16 protein-coding genes are annotated in these 20,743 nt (G+C 70.9%); 8 read left to right on the top strand and 8 right to left on the bottom strand.

Annotation, left to right across the window (positions count from 1 at the left end):
• Positions 1-54 precede the first annotated feature (54 nt).
• The 4 genes from ACQEXA_RS39030 to ACQEXA_RS39015 all read left to right on the top strand — a co-directional run bounded on the left by ACQEXA_RS39030 (position 55) and on the right by ACQEXA_RS39015 (position 5,572).
• Positions 55-720 (top strand): DUF3105 domain-containing protein, encoded by a 666-nt coding sequence (locus ACQEXA_RS39030; RefSeq protein ID WP_432926961.1) that lies wholly within the window; start codon positions 55-57, stop codon positions 718-720.
• Positions 717-1,340, top strand: a complete 624-nt coding sequence (locus tag ACQEXA_RS39025; protein ID WP_432926963.1) for a DUF305 domain-containing protein — start codon at positions 717-719, stop codon at positions 1,338-1,340. The genes ACQEXA_RS39030 and ACQEXA_RS39025 overlap by 4 nt, the downstream gene beginning before the upstream one ends.
• 324 nt (positions 1,341-1,664) lie before the next feature.
• Entirely contained in the window at positions 1,665-3,566 is a 1,902-nt protein-coding gene (locus ACQEXA_RS39020; RefSeq protein WP_432926965.1) for a S53 family peptidase, read from the top strand.
• A 251-nt stretch (positions 3,567-3,817) separates the two neighbouring features.
• Positions 3,818-5,572 (top strand): NAD+ synthase, encoded by a 1,755-nt coding sequence (locus ACQEXA_RS39015; protein ID WP_432926967.1) that lies wholly within the window; start codon positions 3,818-3,820, stop codon positions 5,570-5,572.
• A 212-nt stretch (positions 5,573-5,784) separates the two neighbouring features.
• Here ACQEXA_RS39015 and ACQEXA_RS39010 read toward each other — a convergent pair whose 3' ends face one another.
• From ACQEXA_RS39010 to ACQEXA_RS38995, 4 genes are all read right to left on the bottom strand, one after another.
• Entirely contained in the window at positions 5,785-7,005 is a 1,221-nt protein-coding gene (locus ACQEXA_RS39010; RefSeq protein ID WP_432926969.1) for an MFS transporter, read from the bottom strand.
• An 89-nt stretch (positions 7,006-7,094) separates the two neighbouring features.
• Positions 7,095-8,117 carry an endonuclease/exonuclease/phosphatase family protein gene (locus tag ACQEXA_RS39005; RefSeq protein ID WP_432926971.1) on the bottom strand — a complete coding sequence of 341 codons (1,023 nt, stop codon included), beginning with the start codon at positions 8,115-8,117 and terminating at the stop codon, positions 7,095-7,097.
• Positions 8,118-8,293: 176 nt separating this feature from the next.
• Positions 8,294-8,920: a TetR/AcrR family transcriptional regulator gene (locus tag ACQEXA_RS39000; protein WP_432926973.1), complete on the bottom strand. Its 627-nt coding sequence runs from the start codon at positions 8,918-8,920 to the stop codon at positions 8,294-8,296.
• Positions 8,921-9,014: 94 nt separating this feature from the next.
• Positions 9,015-10,607 carry an MFS transporter gene (locus ACQEXA_RS38995; RefSeq protein WP_432926975.1) on the bottom strand — a complete coding sequence of 531 codons (1,593 nt, stop codon included), beginning with the start codon at positions 10,605-10,607 and terminating at the stop codon, positions 9,015-9,017.
• Between the two features lie 220 nt (positions 10,608-10,827).
• Here ACQEXA_RS38995 and panB point away from each other — a divergent pair, with 220 nt between their 5' ends.
• From panB to ACQEXA_RS38980, 3 genes are all read left to right on the top strand, one after another.
• Positions 10,828-11,715 (top strand): 3-methyl-2-oxobutanoate hydroxymethyltransferase, encoded by an 888-nt coding sequence (panB, locus tag ACQEXA_RS38990; protein WP_433132371.1) that lies wholly within the window; start codon positions 10,828-10,830, stop codon positions 11,713-11,715.
• A gap of 533 nt (positions 11,716-12,248) precedes the next feature.
• Positions 12,249-13,274, top strand: a complete 1,026-nt coding sequence (locus ACQEXA_RS38985) for an ATP-binding cassette domain-containing protein (RefSeq protein WP_432926979.1) — start codon at positions 12,249-12,251, stop codon at positions 13,272-13,274.
• On the top strand, positions 13,271-14,140 hold the full coding sequence (locus ACQEXA_RS38980; protein ID WP_432926981.1) for an ABC transporter permease: 870 nt from the start codon (positions 13,271-13,273) through the stop codon (positions 14,138-14,140). The genes ACQEXA_RS38985 and ACQEXA_RS38980 overlap by 4 nt, the downstream gene beginning before the upstream one ends.
• Positions 14,141-14,178: 38 nt before the next feature.
• On the opposite strand, the gene ACQEXA_RS38975 is transcribed toward ACQEXA_RS38980, so the two are convergent.
• On the bottom strand, positions 14,179-17,478 hold the full coding sequence (locus ACQEXA_RS38975; RefSeq protein WP_432939093.1) for a BTAD domain-containing putative transcriptional regulator: 3,300 nt from the start codon (positions 17,476-17,478) through the stop codon (positions 14,179-14,181).
• A gap of 297 nt (positions 17,479-17,775) precedes the next feature.
• On the opposite strand from ACQEXA_RS38975, the gene ACQEXA_RS38970 reads away from it, so the two are divergent.
• Entirely contained in the window at positions 17,776-18,576 is an 801-nt protein-coding gene (locus ACQEXA_RS38970; RefSeq protein ID WP_432926983.1) for a site-2 protease family protein, read from the top strand.
• On the opposite strand, the gene ACQEXA_RS38965 is transcribed toward ACQEXA_RS38970, so the two are convergent.
• The 3 genes from ACQEXA_RS38965 to ACQEXA_RS38955 form a co-directional block, all read right to left on the bottom strand.
• A complete protein-coding gene (locus ACQEXA_RS38965) occupies positions 18,566-18,751 on the bottom strand; it encodes a hypothetical protein (protein ID WP_359393382.1) in 186 nt (61 codons plus the stop codon). The two genes, ACQEXA_RS38970 and ACQEXA_RS38965, sit on opposite strands and share 11 nt — an antisense overlap.
• Before the next feature lie 66 nt (positions 18,752-18,817).
• Positions 18,818-19,522: an NADPH-dependent F420 reductase gene (gene npdG, locus ACQEXA_RS38960; RefSeq protein WP_432926985.1), complete on the bottom strand. Its 705-nt coding sequence runs from the start codon at positions 19,520-19,522 to the stop codon at positions 18,818-18,820.
• Between the two features lie 37 nt (positions 19,523-19,559).
• On the bottom strand, positions 19,560-20,633 hold the full coding sequence (locus tag ACQEXA_RS38955; protein ID WP_432926987.1) for a sialidase family protein: 1,074 nt from the start codon (positions 20,631-20,633) through the stop codon (positions 19,560-19,562).
• Positions 20,634-20,743: the final 110 nt, after the last annotated feature.

The raw sequence follows: 20,743 nt of genomic DNA, 5'->3' as shown, positions 1-20,743 counted from the left end.
CCGTTCCCACTACGATCAGCGGTCCCGCCCGTCTCTTTCCCCAAAGGACTCGCCATGGGTTCCGCCAACAAGACCGGCTCCAACGAGCGCAAGGCGCGAATAGAGGAGATGCGTCGCGCCGAGCGCGCCCGTGAGCGCCGCAATCGGATCCTCACCATCGCCGCGAGCGTGGTCGTCGTCGCCGGTCTCGTCGTCGGCGGTGTCGTCCTCATCCAGTCGCAGTCCGGTGACAAGGCCTCCGCGGCCGACGACTCCAAGGGGTCGGGCCACTTCGTCGCCGGCGCCGACGGGGTGAACACCTGGAAGGGCACGCTGGGCCGCACCCACACCACCAAGACCGTGAACTACCCGATGGAGCCCCCGGTCGGCGGTGACCACAACCCGGTCTGGCAGAACTGCAACGGCGACGTCTACACCAAGCCCGTCAACAACATGAACGCCGTGCACTCGCTGGAGCACGGGGCGGTCTGGGTGACGTACAACTCCAAGGCGTCCAAGGCCGATGTCGACGCGCTCGCGGCCAAGGTGCAGAAGACGCCGTACACGCTGATGAGCCCGGTCGAGGACCAGAAGGACCCGATCATGCTCAGCGCCTGGGCGCACCAGCGCACGGTGAAGAGCGCGAGCGACCCGGACGTCGACAAGTTCTTCGCCCAGTTCGTCCAGGGCTCCCAGACGCCCGAGCCGGGCGCCGCCTGCACCGGCGGGCTGGGCCAATGAGGCACATCGGCTGGATCGCGGGATCGGCCGCGGCGGTGCTCGTCGCGGCCGGAGCGGTCACCTACGCGGTCGCCGAGGATGCCGGGGCCACGGCCAAGGTGCCCACCGCCGAGTCGGCGGACGCGGGTTTCGCCCGGGACATGGCGGTCCACCACCAGCAGGCCGTCGAGATGTCGTACATCGTGCGCGACCGCACGCAGAACGAGGAAGTGCGCCGGCTCGCCTTCGACATCGCACAGACGCAGGCCAACCAGCGCGGCATGCTGCTGGGCTGGCTCGACCTGTGGGGGCTGCCGAAGGTGTCCGCCGATCCGCCGATGACATGGATGGGCATGGGTGACATGCCCCCCGGCCAGGACGGCGCGCTGATGCCGGGCATGGCGACCAACACCGACCTGAAGAAGCTGGACACGCTTGAGGGCAAGCAGGCCGAGATCCTCTATCTGCGGCTGATGACCGAACACCACAAGGGCGGCATCCACATGGCCGAGGGCTGTGTCGCCAAGTGCACGGTGGGCGTGGAGAAGAAGCTCGCGCAGGGCATGGTCGACGCGCAGCAGTCGGAGATCGAACTGATGGCGACCATGCTCAAGGAACGCGGCGCCAAGCCACAGGACTGACCCCTCGCACGCCCAGGCACCCCCCGCCGCGCGCTCCGGCCGCCGCAAGGATCTCCGGGCGATCGCAATCAACCCGCAACAGACGGAGGTTCGCCGAAACCGCCTCAAATGACCCATACCCACGGCCACTTGAGCTCTTCTTGGCCATTTCATTCCCCTGGCATGAACTGTTCATCGAAAGAGTGGCCCCCATCGTGTGATCCATTCGCCGCGCTTCGGCGCGGCGGTTCTACGCGGATCGCCGACTAACCACCACATGCGACGAACCGCATTGCAGGGGGCTATATGAGATCCAACCGCGCCACGGCGCGCGCCGGAGTGAGCATGGCAGCGACACTGCCGCTGCTCGCCGGTGCACTGGCGCTCGGCATACCGGCGGCGCACGCCGCGAACAACCCCGGCCGGGATGCGCTCGCGGGCACCAAGCCCGCGTGGGCGACGGCCAAGGCGGACAGGGGCGCCACCTCGAACAGCGCCCAGGTCTCGGCCCGCGTCTACCTGGCCGGCCGCAACGCCGCTGGCCTGGCGGCCTACGCCAAGGCCGTCTCCGACCCGGCTTCGCCCTTGTACGGCAAGTACCTCAGCGCCAAGCAGACGCAGCAGCGCTTCGGTGCGACGAAGGCCCAGGTGGCCGCCGTGACGTCGTGGCTGAAGGCCGCGGGTCTGCAGGTCACCACCGTCACGCAGCACTACGTCGCCGTCACCGGTGACGTGGCCGCCGCCGAGCGGGCGTTCGGGACCCAGCTGCACAACTACGCCAAGGGCTCGAAAACCTACCGCGCGCCGTCCAAGGCGGCCACCGCGCCGGAGAGCCTGAACGGTGCCGTCCTGACCGTGACCGGTCTGGACAACGCGCCGCACGTGGCGCGCCACGACGACCAACTGCCGCCGCCGAGCGCCGTGTTCAAGAACTCCGGGCCGTTCTCCTCCTACTACGGCTCGAACATCGCGACCACGCTGCCGGACGCGTACGGCACGAAGATCCCGTACGCCGTCAAGGGCTACACCGGCAAGCAGCTGCGGGCCGCGTACGGCGCCGGCACGCGCACGGGCAAGGGCGTCCGCGTCGCCATCACCGACGCCTACGCCTCGCCGACCATCGCCTTCGACGCGGCCACCTACGCGAACAAGCACGGTGACGCGGCCTGGTCGACGGGTCAGCTGAACCAGGTGCTCCCGAAGAGCTACAAGAAGACCAAGGACTGTGACGCGGCCGGCTGGTACGGCGAGGAGTCCCTCGACGTCGAGGCCGTGCACGCGGTCGCGCCGAACGCCAATGTCACGTACGTGGGCGCCGCGTCCTGCTTCGACGACGATCTGCTCGACTCGCTCGGCAAGATCGTCGACAACCACCTGGCCGACATCGTCTCCAACTCCTGGGGCGACATCGAGGCGAACCAGACGCCGGACCTCGCGGCGGCCTATGACCAGGTCTTCCAGCTGGGCGCGGTCGAGGGCATCGGCTTCTACTTCTCCTCCGGCGACGACGGCGACCAGGTCGCCAACACCGGGACGAAGCAGGTCGACACCCCGGCCAACTCGGCGTGGGTGACGGCGGTCGGCGGCACCTCGCTGGCCGTGGGCAAGGGCAACACGTACCAGTGGGAGACCGGCTGGGGCACCGAGAAGGCGACCCTGTCGGCCGACGGCAAGAGCTGGACGAACTTCCCCGGCGCGTTCACCTCGGGCGCGGGCGGCGGCACCAGCAAGACCGTGGCCGAGCCCTTCTACCAGAAGGGTGTCGTCCCGGACGCGCTCGCCAAGGCCAACAGCGCCGACGGCAACCGCGTCGTCCCGGACATCGCGGCGATCGCCGACCCGAACACCGGTTTCAAGGTCGGCCAGACGCAGACCTTCCCCGACGGGTCGCAGCAGTACAGCGAGTACCGCATCGGCGGCACCTCGCTGGCCGCGCCGGTCATCGCGGCCGTCCAGGCCCTGGCCCAGGAGGCGCGGGGTGGCAAGGCGATCGGCTTCGCCAACCCGACGATCTACGCCAAGTACGGCTCGAAGCTGTACCACGACGTGGTGGACAAGCCGACCGGCAAGGACCTCGCGGTCGCGCGTGTCGACTTCGTCAACGGGTTCGACGCGGCGGACGGTCTGGCCGTCTCCGTGCGCAGCCTCGGCAAGGACAGCTCGCTGTCGGCCGTGAAGGGCTACGACGACGTGACCGGTGTGGGCTCGCCCGCTCCCGGCTACGTCGAGTCCTACCGTCGCCACTGACACGACTCGGCGGTTCGACGACCGTGCGCCCGCTCCTCGTCCTGAAGGGGGAGCGGGCCCACCCGTGTGCCGGGCCGGTCGCCGCGCCGGCATCTCGTCCGTGATGCCCCGGTGCCTCCCCGGCATCACACGCTGATCGCAGGGCCCCCGCCCGCCGCCGCGGCCCGCTGCCGCAGGAGGCACGCCGGGCGTGGGGCGGCCCACAGCCCCATTGTGTCGCTCTGACGATTACTGGCGTCTAGACTGGGGCCGTGCCTCAACTACGCCTCGCCCTGAATCAGATCGACTCGACCGTCGGTGATCTCGCCGGAAACGCCGAGGCGATCCTCCGCTGGACCCGTCACTCCGCCGAGCAGGGAGCGCACCTGGTGGCGTTCCCGGAGATGGCGCTGACCGGGTACCCCGTCGAGGACCTGGCCCTGCGGTCGTCCTTCGTCGAGGCCTCTCGCGCGGCCCTGCGGAACCTCGCCGCGCGCCTCGCCGGTGAGGGCCTCGGGGAGCTGCCGGTGATCGTCGGCTATCTGGACCGCTGCGAGACCGCCCAGCCGAAGTACGGCCAGCCGGCCGGCGCCCCGCAGGACGCCGCGGCGGTGCTACACCGTGGCGAGGTCGTCCTCACCTTCGCCAAGCACCACCTGCCCAACTACGGCGTCTTCGACGAGTTCCGCTACTTCGTGCCGGGCGACACCATGCCGGTCGTGCGTCTGCACGGGATCGACGTGGCGCTCGCCATCTGCGAGGACCTGTGGCAGGAGGGCGGGCGGGTGCCGGCCGCGCGGACCGCGAAGGCCGGGCTGCTGGTCTCGATCAACGCCTCCCCGTACGAGCGCGAGAAGGACGACACGCGCCTGGAGCTGGTGCGCAAGCGGGCGCAGGAGGCCGGCTGCACCACCGCCTACGTCGCCATGATGGGCGGCCAGGACGAGCTGGTCTACGACGGGGACTCGATCGTCGTCGGCCCGGACGGCGAAGTGATCGCGCGGGCACCGCAGTTCACCGAGGGCTGTGTGGTCCTGGACCTCGACCTGCCCGCGGCGCAGCCCGACGCGCCGGAGGGCGTCGTCGACGACGGACTGCGCATCGACCGGCTGGTGCTGTCCGAGGAGCCGCTCCCGGAATACGAGCCCGAGCTGACGGGCGGCTACGCGGAGCGCCTGGAGGACGACGAGGAGGTCTACTCGGCGCTGGTCGTGGGCCTGCGGGCGTATGTGAAGAAGAACGGCTTCAGGTCGGTGCTCATCGGCCTCTCGGGCGGAATCGACTCCGCGCTGGTCGCGTCGATCGCGTGCGACGCGCTGGGCGCGGAGAACGTCTACGGGGTCTCCATGCCGTCCAAGTACTCCTCCGATCACTCCAGGGGAGACGCGGCGGAGCTGGCGCGGCGCACCGGTCTGAACTTCCGCACCGTCTCCATCGAGACGATGTTCACCGCCTACATGGACGCCCTCGGGCTGACCGGTCTGGCGGAGGAGAACCTCCAGTCCCGGCTCCGCGGCACGCTGCTGATGGCGATCTCCAACCAGGAGGGCCACATCGTGCTGGCGCCCGGCAACAAGTCGGAGCTGGCGGTGGGCTACTCGACGCTGTACGGCGACTCGGTGGGCGCGTACGGCCCGATCAAGGACGTGTACAAGACATCGGTCTTCCAGCTGGCGCGGTGGCGCAACCGGGCAGCTGAGGAGCGGGGCCAGACGCCGCCCATCCCGGAGAACTCGATCACGAAGCCGCCGAGCGCGGAGCTGCGTCCCGGGCAGGTCGACACGGACTCGCTGCCCGACTACCCGGTCCTGGACGCGATCCTCGACCTGTACGTCGACCGGGACCAGGGCGCGGACGCCATCGTGGCCGCGGGCTTCGACCGTGACCTGGTGGTGAGGACCCTGCGGATGGTCGACACGGCCGAGTACAAGCGCCGGCAGTACCCGCCGGGCACGAAGATCTCGGCGAAGGGCTTCGGCAAGGACCGCCGGCTGCCGATCACGAACCGCTGGCGCGAGCACGCGTAGGGCTCCGCGGGGGGGCGCCGTCCGGACGGCGCTCCCGTTCGGGCCCGTGTCCCTGGGGGCCGCCCCGGTCGCCCGCTTCGGCCTGAACGGCCTCGGTCCCGCACCTTCCGGACTCTCGGCCCCACGGGGGCACCCAGCTACGGGCCGGCAGCGCTCGGCCCAATCGTGCGAGAAGGGGCCGAGCCACCGGCCCCGGCCCCTCGACACCCTTGTCAGCCGCGCACGCTCTCCGCGTGGTCCGGCAGATGCGACGCCACCACACGCTCCCGCCCGCTCATCGGAGTGCCCTGCCGGCGGTCCACCGCGTACGCGACACCCGCCACCGCGAGGCCCAGCACGGCGAGAGCCGCGCCCGCGACCGCCGGGGAGGTGGCGCCGAAGCCCGCGGCCAGGGCGAGGCCCCCGATCCAGGCGCCGCCCGCGTTCGCCAGGTTGAAGGCCGCCTGGTTGGCCGAGGAGGCGAGGGAGGGGGCCGCGGAGGCCTTCTCCATCACCATCAACTGGAGCGGGGAACCGGTGATGAACGCGGCCGTGCCCAGCAGGGCCACCGCCAGGGCCGCGCTCCACTGCGCGCTCATGAGCAGCGGGAACAGCGCCAGCACCGCCGCCAGTGCGGTCAGGCCGCCGAACAGCGTGCCCCGCAGCGAGTGGTCCGCCAGACGGCCGCCCACCAGGTTGCCGATCGTCGCGCCCACGCCGAACAGGGCCAGGAGCAGGGTCACGCTGGCGTCCGCGTAGCCCGCAGCGTCCGTCAGCATCGGCGTGATGTAGCTGTAGGCCGAGAACAGGGCGCCGAAGCCCGCCACCGTGGTGCCCAGCGCCAGCCAGACCGGCAGCGAGCGCAGGGCCACGAGTTCGCCCCGCAGTCCGCCGGCCGGGGCGTGGGTGTGGTCGTGCGGGATCAGGAGGAAGAGCGACACGATCGCCGCCACCCCGATCACGCTGACACCGAGGAACGTCGCCCGCCATCCCAGGTGCTGGCCCGTCAAGGTGGCGACGGGCACACCGGCGATGTTGGCGACCGTGAGACCCAGGAACATCAGTGAGACCGAACGCGCCTTGCGCTCGGGGGCGACCAGACCGGTCGCGACGACGGCGCCGACGCCGAAGAAGGCACCGTGCGGCAGTCCGCTCAGGAAGCGGGCGGCCAGCAGCCAGCGGTAGCCAGGCGCGAGGCCCGAGAGCGCGTTGCCCACCACGAACAGTCCCATCAGGCCGATGAGGACCTTGCGGCGGGACAGCCGGGCGGTGACCGCGGCGAGCAGCGGCGCTCCGATCACCACGCCCAGTGCGTACGCCGAGACCAGATGCCCGGCGGCGGGGATGGATATGTGCAGATCGTCCGCGACCTCGGGCAGCAGGCCCATCATCACGAACTCGGTGGTGCCGATACCGAAGGCGCCTACGGCGAGGGCGAGCAGGGCCAGGGGCATGAGGGGCCTTTCAGAGCGGAGTTCCGTACGGGAGCGATCAATATGTTCACGTACGGAACAAAGCCTCTCACGCCGACTATTCCAGCGGGTTACGAGCCCGTGTCCACCTTCACACGCGCCGCGATCGGCAGATGGTCGCTCCCCGTCCGCGGGAGGGTCCACGAACTCACCGGCTGGACGCCCTTGACCATGATCTGGTCGATCCGTGCCATCGGGAACGACGCCGGCCAGCTGAACCCGAAGCCGCTGCCCGCCGCACCCTGGGTGGAGCGCATCTGGGAGGTGACGGCCCTGAGCGCGCGGTCGTTCATCGTGCCGTTGAGGTCGCCCAGCAGGATCACCTGGCTCAACCTCTCGCCCGCGATGGCCTCGCCGAGCGCGTCCGCGCTGGTGTCGCGCTGCCGCGCGGTGAACCCGGCCGCCAGCTTCACCCGCACCGAGGGCATATGGGCGACGTAGACGGCGACCTGCCCCTCAGGCGCGTCGACGGTGGCCCGCATCGCCCGCGTCCAGCCCAGCTTGATGTCCACCGCCTTCACCCCGCGCAGCGGGTACTTGCTCCACAGCCCGACCGTGCCCTGCACCGAGTGGTACTTGTACGTCGACGCCAGCGCCCGCTCGTACACCGGGACCGCGGACGCCTTCAGCTCCTCCAGGGCCAGCACGTCCGCGCCGGAGTTCGCCACGTCGCGGGCGGTGCCGGACGGGTCGGGGTTGTCGGCGTTGACATTGTGCGTGGCCACCGTCAGATCGCCGCCGCTCCCGGTCTTGTCGCCGAGCAGACCGCCGAACAGGTTCAGCCACACGACCAGCGGCGCCAGCAGAGCGATCAGCGCGGTGGCCGACCTGCGCACCAGCGCGAGGATCAGCAGCAGCGGGATGAACACCACTCCGAGCCACGGCAGAAACGTCTCGGAGAGGCTGCCGAGATTGCCTATGGTGTTGGGGATCTTCGCGTGCAGCACCATCACCAGGGCGAGCACGACCGCGAGAGCGGCCAGCACGATCCCGCGGCGCCAGATGCCGCCGCCGCGCAGGTGCCGGAGCCGGGCTCCTCTGCGGTACGGACCCGTGCCGCCGCCGCCCGCCTCCGTCTTGTACGCCTGCGCCATACCGTCGCCTCACCGCTTGCCGTGCACACCGTCGCCCCCGCCGTTACGACCCTAGGGGATGATCGGCTCCGTCTCTGCCGCCCCATGGCGGCCGTACGAACACGAGGACGGCGAACGCGGAGCCCGGAGTTCCGAACAACGGCACGAGAGGTGCCGTCTGTGACGAAACCAGCACATTACTCCGGCGAGCTGACGGGCCGTAGTCCTTCGAGGACCGTGTCGACGATCTCCTCGGCGAGTCCCTTCTCGAGCCGGGCGTCGGGGCGCAGCAAGGAGCGTACGAGCATGGGGCCGACGAGGAGATCGTTCATCAGGTCGACGTCCACGTCCTTGCGCAGTTCGCCGTTCTCCTGGCCGCGGCGCAGGACTTCCAGCCCGAGCCGGCGCCTCGGGGCGACGACGGTCGCGTGGTAGGCGGCCCAGATCTTGGGGCTGCTCTTCATCTGGGCGTGCACATTGCGCAGGATGGCCGAGGAGCGGTTGGCCAGTCCGCGCTGCCGCAGCGACTCCAGGAGCACGACCAGGTCGTCGCGCATCGAGGTTCCCGGCAGTTCGGGGTCCTCCGGCTCGCCCGCCCGCAGGACGTCGACGAAGAGGTCCTCCTTGTTGCTCCACCGGCGGTAGATGGTGGCCTTGCCGACACCGGCCGTACGGGCGATCCGCTCTATCGACAGGTCCGCGAGGGGGACGCCTTCCTCGATGAGCTTCATCACCCCTTCCAGGATGGCCCGTTCCACGGCCTCGCTACGGGGGCGTCCCCGTACGGGGCAGTCCTGCTGTGGCCGGCTCTGCGCGAGGCTCACGTTCGACTCCGTCCTTGCTGCGCTGGGATGATTCTCCCCCCGTGTACGCCTGAACGGGCACCCGGCGCCCCGAGTGCCCGGCCATGACGTGCCGTCAGTGATCGGCCCCCACCAACTCCTGCTCTTCCTTGCCCTTCTGCGTGGCCGGCGCCTTCCCGGGCAGGAACAGCGCCACGACGACCGCGCCGATCACCGCGACGCCCGCGCCCCACAGCGCCGTGGTGTGCATCGCGTGCAGGAAAGCGTCGTTGGCCGGGGAGACGAGGGCCTTGCCGTTCGGGCCGAGTTTCGCGGCCACGCCGAGCGTCGCCTCGATCGACTCGCCCGCCGTGTGGCGGACGCCCGGCGGGAGCAGGGACAGCTTGTCCTGGATGCCGTTGCGGTAGGACGTCGACAGGACCGAGCCGAGGACCGCGATGCCGAGGGCACCGCCGACCTGGCGGAAGGTGTTGCTGAGCGCGGACGCCGAGCCCGCCTTCTCCCGGGGCAGCGCCTGCATGATGACGACGCTGGTCGGGGTCATGATGTGCGCCATTCCGGTACCCATCAGGAAGAAGATGACCTCGAGGATCCAGATCGGCGTGTCGGCCTGCAGGGCGGCGAACGCTGCGAGCATCGCCGCGATGACCACCATGCCGGCGGTGGTCGTGGCCTTGTTGCCGAACCGGTCGACCAGCAGCCTGGCGCGCGGCGCGAAGATCATCTGCGCGACGGCCAGCGGCAGCATCAGCAGACCGGTCTGCAGCGGCGAGTAGCCCCGCACGCTCTGGGTGTAGAAGACGGAGAAGAAGGTCACGCCCATCAGTGCGAAGAAGACCAGTGCGATCGCGGCGATGGCGGCGGAGAAGACCTTGTTCTTGAAGTACGTGACGTCGATGGACGGGTGGTCGCTGCGCTTCTCGAACACGACGAACAGCACGAGCACGGCGAGACCCGCGGCGATGGTCGCGAGGACCGTGGCGTCGGTGAAGTCCGCGAGCTGGCCGCCCTTGATGATGCCGTAGACGAGCAGGACCAGGCCGACGACTGACAGGACCACGCCGATGGGGTCGATGCGGCCGGGGTTCGGGTCGCGGGAGTCGGGGACCAGCCAGATCATCAGGGCCAGGGCGACGACCACGATCGGCACGTTGATCAGGAAGACGGAGCCCCACCAGAAGTGGTCGAGCAGCACACCGCCGGTTATCGGGCCGATGGCGATGGCGAGGCCCACACCGCCGGCCCAGATGCCGATGGCCTTGGGCTGCTCGTCACGCTCGAAGACGTTCATGAGGACGGCGAGCGTCGCGGGCATCACGAAGGCCGCACCGAGGCCCATGAGCGCGCGGAAGGCGATGAGCTGCCCCGGAGAACCGGACTCGGCGGCGAGCGCCGACCCGGCGCCGAACACCACGAGGCCGGCCAGCAGCATTTTCTTGCGGCCCAGGCGGTCACCCAGCAGACCCGCGGTGAACAGCAGTCCGGCGAAGACGAGCGTGTAGGCGTTGATGGCCCACTCCAGCTCGCTCTGGGTGGCGCCCAGGCCGATCGGCGCCGGCGTGGAGATCGTCTTGATCGCGACGTTCAGGATGGAGTTGTCGAGCACCACGATCAGCAGGCTGAGCATGAGCACGCCGAGGATGGCCCAGCGGCGCTTGTGCACCGCCTCGGGCACCCGCCGCTCGACGGGGACAGCTTGGGTAGTCATGGCAACGAGCCTAGGCAATTTTCGATACGGAACGGTCTCGTATCGGAATACTTTACGGAGACCTTAAGGAAAGACCTAGGTCGCCGCGAAAACCGGCCTAGGTCCTGGGACGCAGGCCCCCTTCTCACCCCGCACTAGCCGCGCGTGGCACGAAGTGCCACCATGGGGGTGGTCCGGGGACGCCGTCAGGGCGCCTCGAGATGACAGAAGGAGCGTTGCGATGACGCAGCTTCCCGCTGCCCAGGGACAGTCCGCTCAGAGTGTGCTCAAGTCGTCCGACAGCAGCAAGGCGCTGTACGGGGGAACGAGCACCCGCCGCATCACGATTCGGGACATCACCGCCGCCAAGGAACGCGGCGAGAAGTGGCCCATGCTCACCGCCTATGACGCGATGACCGCCTCGGTGTTCGACGAGGCCGGTATCCCGGTCATGCTCGTCGGCGACTCCGCGGGCAACTGCCACCTCGGGTACGAGACGACGGTACCCGTCACCCTCGACGAGATGACGATGCTCTCGGCGGCGGTCGTCCGGGGCACACAGCGCGCCCTGATCGTCGGCGACCTGCCCTTCGGGTCCTACCAGGAAGGCCCGGTGCAGGCCCTGCGCTCGGCCACCCGCCTGGTCAAGGAGGCCGGGGTCGGCGCGGTGAAGCTGGAGGGCGGCGAACGCTCTCACGGCCAGATCGAACTGCTGGTGGAGTCCGGTATCCCGGTCATGGCGCACATCGGGCTCACCCCGCAGTCCGTCAACGCGATGGGCTACCGGGTGCAGGGCCGCGGTGAGGAGGCCGCCGCGCAGCTGATGCGGGACGCCAAGGCGGTGCAGGACGCGGGCGCGTTCGCGGTCGTGCTCGAACTGGTCCCGGCGGAGCTGGCCGCGGAGGTCACCCGCGCGCTGCACATCCCGACGGTCGGCATCGGCGCGGGCCCGGACACGGATGCGCAGGTCCTCGTGTGGACCGACATGATGGGGCTGACCGGCGGCCGGGTGCCTAAGTTCGTGAAGAAGTACGCGGACCTGCGCCAGGTGATGGGCGATGCGGTGAAGGCCTTCGCCGAGGACGTCATGGGCGGGACGTTCCCGCTCGAAGAGCACTCGGTGCACTGAGCCCGGGTGCGGTAACCGGCACGCTGCGGACCGTGCCTGGCCAGTCGCGCAGTTCCCCGCGCCCCCATGGAGGGCGCAGCGGCAGCCCGCCGATCTTCCCCCGTCGGCGGGCTGCCGGCTGTTGCGGCGGGGGCACGTCTGCCGGCGGTCCGTCGGCAGCGGTGTCCCTCGCGGGCCGTAGGCGATCCGCCGGGCTGGTGCTGGTCCGCCGCTGCCGCTGGACGTGTGGGGTCCGTCGGGACGGCGGGCGGTCCCTCGGCGTCCGTAGACGCCCCCCGTCAAGGCTGTCACTGCCCCCAGCCGATCCATCCAGGCTGTCACCGGCCCCTGCCGATCGCAGGCACTCCGTGTCAGGACCGCCACCATCCCTTCGGCCGGTGTAGATGACCCATCCCCAGCCGTAGGCGTCCCCTCCCGACCGTCACCAGCGCGTCCCCAGCTGTAGGCGATCCGTCGGCAGGTGTCGGCGGTCGGTCGGCAGGTGTAGGCGGGCTGTCGGTGGTTTGTCGGTGGGGGCTGGCACCTTGGTCGGCATGACGCGAATCGACAACGACCCCATCGACGCCGCCCCGGACGCGGCCGTCACCGTACGGGGGCTGGTCAAGCACTACGGCGAGACCAGGGCACTGGACGGTGTCGACCTCGATGTGCGCGAGGGCACCGTCCTCGGCGTGCTCGGCCCGAACGGCGCCGGCAAGACCACCCTGGTCCGCTGCCTGTCCACCCTCATCACCCCGGACGCCGGTCACGCGACCGTCGCCGGCTACGACGTCGTCCGGCAGCCGCGCCAGACGCGGCGCGTGATCGGCCTCACCGGTCAGTACGCCTCGGTAGACGAGAAGCTCTCCGGATTCGAGAACCTGTACATGATCGGCCGGCTCCTCGACCTGCCCCGCAAGGAGGCCCGGGCCCGGGCCGAGGGACTTCTGGAGCGGTTCTCGCTCACGGAGGCCGCACGGCGCCCGGCGTCCACGTACTCCGGCGGTATGCGGCGCCGACTGGACCTCGCCGCCTCGATGATCGGCCACCCCGCCGTCCTCTACCTCGACGAGCCCACCACCGGGCTCGACCCGCGCACCCGCAACGAGGTGTGGACCGAGGTCAAGCGGATGGTCGCCGAGGGGGCGACCGTGCTGCTCACCACCCAGTACATGGAGGAGGCCGAGCAGCTGGCCTCCGAGCTCACCGTCATCGACCGCGGCAAGGTCATCGCGGGCGGCCGCATCGACGAACTGAAGGCGAAGGTCGGCGGCCGTACGCTGCGCATCCGCCCGGCCGACCCGCGGGAGCTCCACCCGACCGCCGCCGCGCTCGACGAGTTCGGTCTCACCGGCCTCGGCAACGCGACCGTGGACGCCGAGACCGGCACCGTGCTCGTGCCGATCCTCAGCGACGAACAGCTGACCGCCGTCGTCGGCGCGGTCACCGCCCGCGGCATCACGCTCGCCGGCATCGCCACCGAACTGCCCAGCCTGGACGAGGTGTTCCTGTCCCTCACCGGCCACAAGGCCGGTACCCCGCAGGACGCGTCCGCCGCCCGTGAAGAGGTCGCCGTATGAGCTCCCGCCCGTCGCCCACCGCCACCCTGGACGAGGCGCTCCGCCCCGCCCCTTCGAAGACTCCCACCGCTCCCCTCGCCGACGGTGAAGGCCGCCTCGGCCCCAGGGCCCAGCTGCGCCACATCGGCGCCCTGGTCCGCCGCAACCTCCTGTGGATCCGCCAGGACCCGGAGTCCATGTTCGACGCGATCCTCTTCCCGATCGTGTTCTGCCTGCTGTTCGTGTTCGTCTTCGGCGGTGCGATCGCGGGCAAGGGTCACCAGGACCAGTACGTCAACTACTTGGTGCCCGGCCTGATGGCGATGATGGGCATGAACATCGCCATGGGCGTGGGCACCGGCTTCAACCAGGACTTCCAGACGGGTGTGATGGACCGCTTCCGGTCCCTGCCTATCGCCCGCTCCTCGGTGCTGATCGCCAAGATCACGGTGGAGATCGGGCGGATGCTCGTCGCCACCGCGATCCTGCTCGCCGTCGGTTTCATGCTGGGTCTGTCCGTCACCAGCGTGCCGGGGCTGTTCGCGGCCATCGGTCTGTCGATGGTCTTCGGCTCCGCCATCATGTGGATCTTCCTGACCATGGGTGTGGTGATGAAGAGCGCCCAGGCCATCCAGGGAATGGGGTTCCTCGTGCTGATGCCCCTGCAGTTCGGATCGTCGATCTTCTCTCCGCCGTCCACCATGCCGGGCTGGCTCCAGGCCTTCACCGACTACAACCCGCTGTCGACGCTCGCGGACGCCGCGCGCGGACTGATCAACGGCGGCCAGCCGATCGCCCACGACGTGACGATCACCCTGGTCTGGTCGGTCGCGATCACGGCGATCATGGCACCGGTCGCCATCCGCAAGTTCACGACCAAGACCTGACCGGACGAGGGCGGCCCGGCTCGACGACCCGGTCCGCGTCACACGAGGGCGACGGCCTCCTCAAAGGAGAGCCCGTCGCCCTCGGCGTACGCGGCTTCGTAGGCCGCGTCGTCCAGTACGGCCCGGGCTCCGGACTCCGCCATGGTGCGGGCCTCGCGCTCCGCCGGAGTCCGGATGTGGCCGGGCGGCAGCACGCGGTCGGCGGCACCGAGGCACACGGCGGCGTCCCGGGCGCGGCGTCCACCGTCCACGCGGGCAAGGGCGTTCGCGGCGGTGACCAGATGCACGGAGGGCATCTGCGGCGCCATCACCCGAGTCATCTGGTCCGCGGCCCGCTCGAGTGCCTTGCGCACCTTGGCCAGAGCCTCCCCATAACGCTGTTCGGCCACGTCCAGCCAGGCCTCCAGGCCGAGCATAAGGCCGTCGAAGACCACAAAGCCGATCGCCCCGAACTCCTCACGCAACTGCCGTAGGTGCTCGCGCGCCTCAGCCACGCGGTCTGTGCGGCTCAGCCACATCGTCAGGAAGATCCGGGCCGCCGGCAGCGCCTCGTTCACCGAGCCATGGGTCTCCTCGAGGACCTGGCGCAGCAGCCGCTCGCCCCGCTCGGCCTCCCCCGCGTCCAGCAGGACGCTGCCGAGGCGGGCGTCGAGCACCGTCATCTGCGAGCGGGCGCCGAGTCGTTCGGCGTACTGCCGCGCCTCCTCGTAGTCAGCGGCGGCGAGCAGGTAGTCACCCGCGCGTTCGCGGGCCTCGCCGCGTGCGGAGAGAGCCTCTGCGGCGCCCCAGGTGTCCCCGATCCGGCGGAAGATCTCCAGCGCCTCGTCCGCGTCCCGGGTCGCGTCCGGCGTCCAGTCGCTGCGGTTGGCGAGAATGTTGGCGCGCATCTGCAAGGCCTGGGCCAGCTCCCAGGTGTGACCGAGCTCGCGGCAGGTGCGGACCGACGCGTCGATGGCGACCCGGATGCGCTCGAGGTCGGCGGTGAGCAGGACGGCGAAGAACCACAGGCAGCCGGGGACGCGGCAGGTCTGCGGCTGGCCGGGGCGGTAGGTGTCGGCGATGACCCGCAGCTTCTCCTTGGCCTGCGGTGTCTCCCACTCCTGGAGTTCCATATCCATGCAGGCGAGGTGGATGAGATGGGCGCCCCGGCGGGCCTCGTCCAGCATGTCCGCGGACATCGGCGGCGGGTTGTCGGTGCATCTGTCGGGGATGTCCGGCACTGGCCGGGCGGGCGCCTCGAACGGATCGGGGCCGAGGGCCATGACCGCGGAGGACCAGGTGCGGGCGTCGGTCCGCAGGCCGCGCATCTGCCAGAACCAGCACAGCGAGAGCAGCAGGCAGAGCGCTTCCTGCTCGTCGCGGGCGGCGACGGCACGGCGCAGCGCACCACGCAGGTTCTCGTACTCGACCTGGAGCCGCTCGATGGCGGCTCGCTGCCCGCCGGAGCGCAGCAACGGGTCCGTGGTGCGGGCCACTTCGCGGTAGTACGTGAGGTGGGCGCGCTCAGCCCGGGGCCGCTCGCCGGATTCGTCGAGCCGTTCGGACGCGTACTCGGCGACGGTCTCGAGCAGCCGGTAGCGCATCTCCCCGTCGCCCGAAGGGGCGGCCACCACCAGGGACTTGTCGACCAGCGAGCCGACCGCCTCCAGCGCGGCGGGACCGCACACGGCCTCGGCGGCGTGGAGGTCGCAGCCGCCGGAGAAGACGGACAGCCGGCGCAGCACCGCGCGTTCGTCCGCGTCCAGCAGGTCCCAGGACCAGTCGACGACGGCCCGCAGGGTCTGCTGGCGGGGCAGTACGGTGCGGCTGCCGGAGGTGAGCAGCCGGAAACGGTCGTCGAGCCGGTCGGCGATCTGCCGCGGCGACAGCATCCGCAGCCGTGCGGCCGCGAGTTCGATGGCGAGCGGCAGCCCGTCGAGGCGGCGGCAGATCTCGGCGGCGGCCCCGGGATCGTCCTCGACGCGGAAGCCGGGCCGTGCGGCGGCCCCTCGGTCGGCGAGCAGCTTCAGCGCGTACGGCTGCGGCAGCGGCTCGACCGGGCGCAGCAACTCCCCCGGCACACCGAGGGGTTCGCGGCTGGTGGCGAGGACCGTCAGCCCAGGGCAGTGCTGGAGGAGATGCTCGACGAGGTGGGCGGCGGCGTCCACGAGGTGCTCGCAGTTGTCGAGGATGAGCACCATGCGCCGCCGCGCGCAGTGCTCGGCGAGCCGGACGAGCGGGTCGTCGTGCCGTTCTGCGACGGCGCGCATCTCCTCGGCTCCGGCACCGCGCAGCACGGTCTCGCGGCCGCCCACGGCGGTCAGCACGGCCTCCGGCACCGCATCGGGCTCGTCGACCGGCGCCAGCTCGGCCAGCCACACCCCGTCCGGCGCCAGGTGGGCCACGGACTCGGCGGCCTCCTGCGACAGCCGGGTCTTCCCGGCGCCCCCGGGCCCGAGCAGGGTGACGAGCCGGGCGCCGGCGAGGTCGGCGCGCAGGGTGTCGATGTCGGCGCCCCGTCCCACGAAGGAGGTGAGGCGGGCGCGGAGGTTCCCGGGGTGTGCGGGCGCGGCGGCGCCCCCGTCGGCGGGTGGCCGGGGGCGGCCCGGGGCGTGGAACGCAACCGCTTCGGGGGCTTGGAGCAGTTCCCCGTGCAGTGACCGCAGCTCCGGTCCGGGGTCCGAGCCGAGACGGTCCGCCAGCATCTGCCGTACGTCCTCGTAGGCGGCCAGCGCCTCGGCGGGGCGGCCCGCGTCGCGCAGGGCGCGCAGGCGCAGCGCCTGGAGGGGCTCGTCCAGCGGGTGCAGATCGCACAGGGCGGTCAGCTCGGGCAGGTGCTGCTCGCTGTGGCCGAGGGCGACGGCCGCGGTCAGTCGGGCCCGGCGCGCGTCGAGGCGGCGGGTCTCCCAGCGGGCGGCCTCGGCGGTGCGGTCCGGCAGGTCGGCCAGGGCGGGGCCGTGCCACAGGGCGAGGGCGTCGTCGAGGACGACCGCCGCCTTCGCGGGGTCGCCGTCGGCCAGTGCGCGTATGCCCTCTCCGGCGAGCCGCTCGAAGCGGTGCAGGTCGACCTCGTCCGGTGCGGCGGCGAGCCGGTAGCCGCCGTCCACCGACTCGACGGCGGTTGCGCCGAGCGCCCGGCGCAACCGCCCGACCAGCGCCTGGAGGGCACCGGTGGCGTCGGCGGGCGGGTCCCCGTCCCACACCTCGTCCACGAGGAAGGCGGCCGGAACGATCCGTCCGGCCCGCACGGCGAGTACGGTCAGCAGGGCACGCAGCCGGGCCCCGCCGACCGGGACGGGAGTGCCGTCGGCGCGGAGTGCCTGGGTGGTGCCGAGAATCCGGTAGCGCACGGGGCCCATTGTCCCCGGCCGAACCCCGGCACCGCTCCCGGGTTTCGGACCCGTACGGTGCCTGCCCTCCGGCGAGACCGCCTCGACCACGAAGGGCAGCGGTTCTTCGCCGGCCTCACCCATGTCCGAACGGACGTGCCCCAGCGCAGGGATGACCGGTGCCAAGGCGAGCCCGTTCCTTGTCAGGAACCTGGGACTGGCCGCAGGACGTTCTTCCCATGTCACCGATACTCGTCACCTCACCGATACTCATCCCCGATACGGTCGACCCAGCACCGCACCCGTCCCTCAGCACTCAGGAGTCCCATGGCCACCGCCGCCGCCCGCCGTAACGACCGGCGGATCAGTCCCGTCTTCGTCGGGATCCTGGCCGTGACGGCGGTCACGGGATGGGCCACCTGGAGCGGCTTCGCCGAGCAGCCCGGCGTGGCCGTGTTCCTGTTCGTGACCGCCGCGTGGGTCGTGTCGCTGTGTCTGCACGAGTACGCGCACGCGCGCACCGCCCTGCACAGCGGCGACATCACGGTCGGCGCCAAGGGCTATCTCACGCTCAACCCGCTGAAGTACACGCACGCGCTGCTGAGCATCGTCCTGCCGGTGATCTTCGTGATCATGGGCGGGATCGGCCTGCCGGGCGGCGCGGTGTTCATCGAGCGGAGCCGCATCCGGGGGCGCTGGCGGCACAGCCTGATCTCCGCGGCCGGCCCGCTGACGAACGTCCTGTTCGCGGCCGTGTGCACGGCCCCGTTCTGGCTGCACGCGCTGGACGGGGTGCCCCGGGACTTCCGGTTCGCCCTCGCCTTCCTCGCGCTGCTGCAGGTGACGGCCGCGATCCTGAACTTCCTGCCGGTGCCCGGCCTGGACGGATACGGCGTGATCGAGCCCTGGCTCTCCTACAACATCAAGCGCCAGGTGGAGCCGTTCGCGCCGTTCGGCCTGCTCTTCGTGTTCGCGCTGCTGTGGGTGCCGTCGGTCAACACCGCCTTCTTCGACGTGATCGACACGATCCTGCGCGCTCTGGGCATCGGCGAGTTCGACCGGTACTGCGGCCAGGAGCTCTACCGCTTCTGGCAGGGCACCAACGAGTTCTGCCAGATCAGCCAGTGACCGACCGGCCCCGGTCGGCCCTGCTGCGCCGCACGTAGTACCAGGTCATGTTGGACGTCAGGCCCGCCAGCAGCACCCAGACAATCCCGAGCCAGCTGCCCTCGGCGAAGGAGACGACGGCCGCCACGACGGCGAGGATGCACACGATGAGGGCGTAGAGGGCTAGGCGGGGCATGGGGGTCGGCTCCTGACGGACGGTGTGGTCGTACGGCGTCCAGTGTCCCCCATGCCCGCAGGCCCGCTACACGTCGGTCACCCGGAGGCCCGCGTGCGCCTTGTACCGCCGGTTGACGGAGATCAGATTGGCCACCAGGGCCTCGACCTGGTGGGCGTTGCGCAGCCGTCCCGCGAAGATGCCGCGCATGCCCGGGACACGTCCGGCCAGCGCCTGCACGATCTCCACATCGGCACGTTCCTCCCCGAGCACCATGACGTCGGTGTCGACCAGTTCCACCTGCGGGTCCTGGAGGAGCACCGCGGACAGGTGGTGGAAGGCGGCCGTGACCCGTGAGTCGGGGAGCAGAGCCGCGGCCTGCTCAGCGGCGCTGCCCTCCTCCGGCTTGATCGCGTACGCGCCCTTCTTGTCGAAGCCGAGCGGGTTGACGCAGTCGACGACGAGCTTGCCGGCCAGCACCTCGCGCAGCGACTCCAGCGTCTTCCCGTGGCCCTCCCACGGCACGGCGACGATCACGATGTCGCTGCGCCGGGAGGCCTCGGCATTGTCGGCGCCCTCGACGCCGTGGCCGATCTCCTCGGCGGCGGCCTGTGCGCGTTCCTCGGCACGCGAGCCGATGATCACCTTCTGGCCGGCCCGGGCGAGCCGGTAGGCGAGGCCCTTGCCCTGCGGTCCGGTGCCGCCGAGCACGCCGACGACGAGTCCGGAGACGTCGGGGAGGTCCCAGGGGTCCTTGGCGGGGGCCTTGGCTGCACTGTCGGTAGAGGTCATGGGCCGACTCTACGTGCGCACGGGCCCCGCTCGCCGCTCAGAGCAGAGCCGTCACAGGGATACGGCGGAAGGTGATCGTCTCGTAGGCGCCGAAGTCCCCCGTCTCGTAGAGCAGGCCGACCGTGCCGGCGTCGACGCGGACGAGGTCGGAGTAGGCGGCGGGCAGCCCGTCGGCGGTGTACGCGGACCGCCAGGTGGCGCCGGCGTCGGTGGAGACGCGCACGGCCATCATGGCGCGGGCGCCCGGGGCCGCGGGGCCGGCGAAGAGCAGCAGGTCGGAGTCGCGTAGCTGGAGGACACTGCCCTGGCAGACGGGCGCGACGAGCCCGGCCTGCGGGCGGAAGGGCTTCACGAGGCTGCGGCCGCCGTCCTCCGAGTGGGCGTCGGCCCGGGTGCCGGGTGAGCGGGAGTCGGTGCGGGTGTTGAAGTAGACGCGTCCGTCGGGGAGTTCGGCCGCCGTCGTCTCGTTGGCGTTGATGTAGTTGTCGCTGGTCTCCTCGACGTAGCCGAGGTACCAGTTCTCGCCGCGGTCGTCGCTGAGCAGGCAGTGGCCGTCGTAGTACTTCGCCTCGGCGCCGGTGTCGGTGCCGGTGGGCGGGCGGCTGTGGTTGCCGGGGACCAGGACCCGGGCGTCGCTCAGCTGGAGGGCGTGGCCGGGTGTGGTGGCGTACCAGCGCCAGTCCTCCTTCTTCACCTGCGGGGTGATCTCGCGCGGCCCGGACCAGGTCAGTCCGTCGTCGTCGCTGTGCTGCACCCAGACGCGGCGCCCGTCCTCGGGCTTCACCTCTCCGCGCAGGATGGCGTGCTCGGTCGCGTCAGCCGCGGCGCGGACGTGGACGAGCAGGACCCGGCCGGTGTCCAGGACCACCGGGGCCGGGTTGCCGGCGAGGGAGGAGCCGTTGCGGGCGACGGTCTGGAGCGGGCCCCAGGTGCGACCGCCGTCCGTGGACCGCTTGAGCACGATGTCGATGTGCCCGTGGTCGGCGGCGGAGGTCAACCGCCCCTCGCAGAAGGCGAGCATGGTGCCGGCGCCGGTGGCGACGATCGCGGGGATCCAGTGACTGGCGTAGCCCTCGCGGCCCGCGCGGAAGGGGACGGTGGCTTCGGTCATGGGGGCTCCTGGGACGATCGGCCGTGGTACGTCAACCAACACCAGTGCCCCATGGTTCGGCTCAGGCACCGGGTCGGGCGAATTCGGGTTGAACTCCCGGTCAAGAGTGT

The sequence above is a fragment of the Streptomyces sp. CA-106110 genome, from assembly GCF_050936285.1.
GTDB lineage: Bacteria > Actinomycetota > Actinomycetes > Streptomycetales > Streptomycetaceae > Streptomyces.
The sequence above is the reverse complement of the archived record's forward strand: the minus strand, read 5'-3'. Positions and strand labels throughout refer to the sequence as shown.